This is a genomic window from Methanocalculus sp. (assembly GCF_030651615.1).
In the GTDB taxonomy this organism is placed as follows: Archaea; Halobacteriota; Methanomicrobia; order Methanomicrobiales; family Methanocorpusculaceae; genus Methanocalculus.
Genome location: NZ_JAUSCG010000191.1, coordinates 1 through 4,065 on the forward strand (window position 1 = coordinate 1; position 4,065 = coordinate 4,065).

At 52.1% G+C, this 4,065-nt stretch carries 9 protein-coding genes and 2 tRNA genes; all 11 read left to right on the top strand.

Features of this window, described 5'->3' with window-relative positions; genetic code table 11:
* Positions 1-4: 4 nt before the first annotated feature.
* Positions 5-89, top strand: a tRNA-Ser gene (locus Q7V06_RS08300).
* A 28-nt stretch (positions 90-117) separates the two neighbouring features.
* A complete protein-coding gene (locus Q7V06_RS08305) occupies positions 118-567 on the top strand; it encodes a 30S ribosomal protein S13 (RefSeq protein ID WP_304840483.1) in 450 nt (149 codons plus the stop codon).
* Between the two features lie 12 nt (positions 568-579).
* On the top strand, positions 580-1,125 hold the full coding sequence (locus Q7V06_RS08310; protein ID WP_304840485.1) for a 30S ribosomal protein S4: 546 nt from the start codon (positions 580-582) through the stop codon (positions 1,123-1,125).
* Positions 1,126-1,127: 2 nt separating this feature from the next.
* The gene (locus tag Q7V06_RS08315) at positions 1,128-1,523 is read left to right on the top strand and encodes a 30S ribosomal protein S11 (protein ID WP_304840487.1); all 396 of its coding nucleotides are present in this window, start codon (positions 1,128-1,130) and stop codon (positions 1,521-1,523) included.
* On the top strand, positions 1,523-2,350 hold the full coding sequence (locus Q7V06_RS08320; protein ID WP_304840489.1) for a DNA-directed RNA polymerase subunit D: 828 nt from the start codon (positions 1,523-1,525) through the stop codon (positions 2,348-2,350). Before Q7V06_RS08315 ends, Q7V06_RS08320 begins: the two co-directional genes overlap by 1 nt.
* Positions 2,351-2,713 (top strand): 50S ribosomal protein L18e, encoded by a 363-nt coding sequence (locus Q7V06_RS08325; RefSeq protein ID WP_304840491.1) that lies wholly within the window; start codon positions 2,351-2,353, stop codon positions 2,711-2,713.
* A gap of 6 nt (positions 2,714-2,719) precedes the next feature.
* Positions 2,720-3,142 (top strand): 50S ribosomal protein L13, encoded by a 423-nt coding sequence (locus Q7V06_RS08330; protein WP_304840493.1) that lies wholly within the window; start codon positions 2,720-2,722, stop codon positions 3,140-3,142.
* 12 nt (positions 3,143-3,154) lie between these two features.
* Positions 3,155-3,556 carry a 30S ribosomal protein S9 gene (locus Q7V06_RS08335; RefSeq protein WP_304840495.1) on the top strand — a complete coding sequence of 134 codons (402 nt, stop codon included), beginning with the start codon at positions 3,155-3,157 and terminating at the stop codon, positions 3,554-3,556.
* 31 nt (positions 3,557-3,587) lie between these two features.
* A complete protein-coding gene (locus Q7V06_RS08340; RefSeq protein WP_304840497.1) occupies positions 3,588-3,776 on the top strand; it encodes a DNA-directed RNA polymerase subunit N in 189 nt (62 codons plus the stop codon).
* Positions 3,777-3,851 (top strand) — tRNA-Pro (locus tag Q7V06_RS08345).
* 30 nt (positions 3,852-3,881) lie between these two features.
* The coding region (locus Q7V06_RS08350; protein WP_304840499.1) for a DNA-directed RNA polymerase subunit K at positions 3,882-4,065 on the top strand (184 nt) is incomplete at its 3' end.

Sequence of the window (4,065 nt, forward strand, 5' to 3'; positions counted from 1 at the left end):
CTCTGTTGAGGTAGCCAAGCCTGGTATGGCGCAGGTTTGCTAAACCTGTGTCCCCCTGGGACTCGAGGGTTCAAATCCCTCCCTCAGCGCTCAAAGGAGAATATACGAGGAAAATCCATGGAAGAATCAGAACTGAATTACTTCGTACGCGTCAGTAATACCGATCTCGACGGCACCAAGCAGGTCCAGATCTCACTGACGGGCATCAAGGGCGTGGGGATCCACACTGCGCTCGTCCTGGCACGTAAAGCCGATGTCAACACTCACAAACTTATGGGTAAGCTCTCAGAGGAAGAGGTTGACCGGATACGCGCAGTTGTGGACGGGTACGTTGAGACAGTCCCAACCTGGATGATGAACCGCCCAAAAGACCTCTATACCGGGAAAGCCCGCCATATTCTTGGCGTCGATGTCTCCCTCACACTCGAAGAGGACATCAACATCATGAAGAAGATGCGCTGTTACCGCGGTATCAGACATGAGACCGGACAGAAAGTACGCGGTCAGCGGACCAAGTCCACCGGAAGAACCGGCACAACAGTCGGCGTTTCCAAGAAGAAGAAGTGAGCGGTGATTTGAATGGGATATCCAGGAAAGAACCACAAGCAGTATCAGTCCCCAAAACGCCGGTTTGAAAAGGTGCGTATTGAGGATGAGCGAACTATCGCAATCACCTTTGGACTCAGGAACAAACAGGAGATCTGGAGGGCAATCCATATCCTCCGGCGTCACAGACAGGGAGCGCGTGACATCCTCGCAATGGTCTCCGGCGGTGTTGATGAAGCACGGGTTGAGGCGCGACGTCAGGAGTTACTCCAGCATCTGGAGCGGTATGCCCTCGTCAGTCCGGGAGCAACGATCGATAACGTCCTCTCACTGAAGGTGAATCACATTCTCGAACGCCGTCTCCAGACGATCGTCTACAGACAGGGTCTTGCACGTTCACCCAAGCAGGCTCGTCAGCTGATTAACCATGGTCACATCGCCATCAATGACAGACGGGTCTCAATTCCGGGATACATGGTCAGCAGGGTAGAAGAAGATCAGATCAGCTACTACCAGACATCATCCCTTGCCAAAGAGAGCAACCCCGAACGCGGCCGTATTAATAATGTGAGGGTATAATCATGGCAGGTGAAAGTGACAAATGGGGTATTGCCCACATCTTCGCATCGTTTAACAACACTATCATCACCGTCACCGATCTCTCCGGAGCAGAGACGATATGCAAGAGCAGTGGCGGTATGGTCGTTAAACAGGCGCGAAACGAGAGCTCGCCATACGCTGCGATGCAGATGGCAATAAACGTTGCACAGGCAGCTCGCGACAAGGGATTCGTCGGCCTTCATGTAAAGGTCCGTGCACCAGGTCGTGGAAAGCAGAGGAGCCCGGGTCCCGGTGCTCAGGCTGCAATCCGTGCGCTGGCACGTGCCGGCATCCGCATCGGCAGAATTGAGGATGTCACCCCTGTCTCACACGACAGTATCAGGGCACGTGGCGGCAGGCGGGGAAGGAGAGTCTGATGGAGATCGTATTCGACAGGCTTGAGGATTCCATCGCCAGGTTTACCCTGAATGGAGCCTCAGGGGCATTTGCAAATACCCTCAGACGATCGATGATCGGTGAGGTTCCAACACTTGCCATCGAAGATATTCGGATCTATGACAATACCAGCGTTCTCTTCGATGAGATGCTCGCACACAGAATCGGTATGATTCCGATCAAAACCGATCTGAGTCGGTTTGTGCTCAAAGAAGCATGTAATTGTGAGGGAGTGGGTTGTCCACTCTGTCAGGTCATCTTCACCCTCACCGTTGAAGGACCAAAGATGGTCACCTCAGGAGACCTGGTGTCTGAAGACCCGATGACGAGCCCTGTCGATACGAACATTCCCCTCGTCAAGCTCTGGGGAGACCAGAAGCTCGTCATTGAAGCCGTAGCAATACTCAATACCGGATTTGAACATGCCAAGTGGCAACCGACGATCGCCTGCGGATTCAAGGAATACCCGGTGATAGAAGTATCTGATCGGTGCGACGGATGCGGGGACTGTGTTGAAGAATGTCCACGCAAGGTCCTCGAAGTGAAAGGACAGACCGTCCGCGTCATCGACGGAAAACTTGAGGCATGTTCGCTCTGCCGCCTTTGTGAAAAGGCATGCATTGCTACTGGTATCGGCGAGGAATCTGCGATTCATACCGATTCAGACAGGACAAAATTCCTCTTCATTGTTGAGAGTGACGGATCACTCCCGGCACAACAGATCGTCGAAGAGGGGCTGCGATATATCAGAAACAGATCAGTTGATCTGATTGAATCATTACAGGAAATATCAACGGAGGGACTCTAGATGAAGAGATCGGGCAAGACAAACCCGCGCCTTACGAATCTCATCAGGATGCTCAGGAGTGCATCCCATGAGAACGAGGCGAATATCTGGCGTGAAATCGCCGGAAGGCTCGACACATCCAGCTGCAACTATGCCGAAGTCAATATCGGCAAGATCAACCGCTATGCAAATGCCGACGAGATCATCCTCGTCCCGGGGAAGGTCCTCGGTAGCGGTGTGCTGGAGCAGTCAGTCAGGGTAGCAGCATTGAACTTCTCCGACTCAGCCCGTGAAAAGATCACACAGGCTAGCGGAGATTGCATGACGATTGAAGAACTGGTTGCGGCAAATCCGAATGGAAGCCGTGTCAGGATACTGAGGTGAAGGACGATGGTAACGATCATCAATGCAGAAAATCTCCTCCTCGGAAGACTTGCAAGCATCGTCGCTAAGCGGATTCTTAGAGGTGAGGAGATTGCAATCGTCAATGCTGAGAAGGCGATCCTCTCCGGGAGCAGGGCTCACGTCCTGACCAAATACCATGAAAGGAGAACCCGCGGATCGGTCGAAGGAGGACCATTCTTCCCACGCCGCCCGGACCACATCATGAAGCGGTCAATCCGTGGTATGATCCCCTACAAGAGCAGACCGGGTGCTGAGGCGTTCCGGAGGGTTAAGACCTATGTCGGAGTCCCTGATGAATTTGCCGGAATGGAGATGGAAGTTCTTGACGAGGCGCACCGCAACCGGTTAAGCAAACCCAGGTACGTAACACTCGGTACAATCAGCCAGAACCTGGGCGCAAAATTCTAAGAGGAAGATTCGATGGCAAAGATTATCAACACAAGCGGAAAGAGAAAGACTGCGGTCGCCCGTGCAACCCTGCGTGAGGGGAAGGGGAGAGTCCGGATCAATTCGATCCCTCTTGAGATCTATGGGTCCGAACTGGTTCGGATGAAGATCTCAGAAACCCTCGTTCTTGCACCAGGAGTTGCAGACACTGTCGATATCACTATCGATGTCTCCGGCGGTGGCATCAATGGACAGGCTGAGGCCATCAGGACGGCACTCGGAAGAGGTATCCTGAGCTGGACAAATGATCCTGCGATCAAAGAGGTATACCTCGGATACGACAGGACACTGCTCGTCAATGACTCTCGCAAGAAAGAAGCGAAAAAGCCGCACGGACGCGGTGCACGTAAGAAATTCCAGAAATCATACCGTTGATTATCAACAGAGTAATAAGGAATCGAGGACAATGATACCTGTACGATGTTTCACCTGTGGAAAAGTTATTTCCACGGCATGGGATGAGTTTAAAGAGCGGAAAGCAGCAGGTGAGGATCCAAAAAAGATCCTCGACACCCTCGGTTTAGAGCGGTATTGTTGCAGAAGGATGCTTCTTTCACATAAGGAGATTATTGATGAGCTCTATCCCTATCAGTGAGGGGTCGTGGGGTAGCCTGGACTATCCTATTGCGTTCGGGACGCAGTGACCTGAGTTCGAATCTCAGCGACCCCATTTCTGTAAAAAATTTTAAGGATGATTATCATGATATCCTATACTCGATATGAACGAGCCAGGATCATCGGAGCCAGAGCCCTGCAGATATCAATGGGAGCCCCGATTCTCGTGAGAACCGGATGTATTGACCCGTTGGAGATTGCACTTGAGGAATTTGAGAAAGGTGTTGTCCCAATTACAGTCAAGCGTCATTATGGGGAACGGGAAGTTG

What these genes read in the sequence shown, in the direction of transcription:
- Q7V06_RS08305 (WP_304840483.1), top strand. Translation starts at nt 118, where the DNA reads ATGGAAGAATCAGAACTGAATTACTTCGTACGCGTCAGTAATACCGAT.
- Q7V06_RS08310 (WP_304840485.1), top strand. Translation starts at nt 580, where the DNA reads ATGGGATATCCAGGAAAGAACCACAAGCAGTATCAGTCCCCAAAACGC.
- Q7V06_RS08315 (WP_304840487.1), top strand. Translation starts at nt 1,128, where the DNA reads ATGGCAGGTGAAAGTGACAAATGGGGTATTGCCCACATCTTCGCATCG.
- Q7V06_RS08320 (WP_304840489.1), top strand. Translation starts at nt 1,523, where the DNA reads ATGGAGATCGTATTCGACAGGCTTGAGGATTCCATCGCCAGGTTTACC.
- Q7V06_RS08325 (WP_304840491.1), top strand. Translation starts at nt 2,351, where the DNA reads ATGAAGAGATCGGGCAAGACAAACCCGCGCCTTACGAATCTCATCAGG.
- Q7V06_RS08330 (WP_304840493.1), top strand. Translation starts at nt 2,720, where the DNA reads ATGGTAACGATCATCAATGCAGAAAATCTCCTCCTCGGAAGACTTGCA.
- Q7V06_RS08335 (WP_304840495.1), top strand. Translation starts at nt 3,155, where the DNA reads ATGGCAAAGATTATCAACACAAGCGGAAAGAGAAAGACTGCGGTCGCC.
- Q7V06_RS08340 (WP_304840497.1), top strand. Translation starts at nt 3,588, where the DNA reads ATGATACCTGTACGATGTTTCACCTGTGGAAAAGTTATTTCCACGGCA.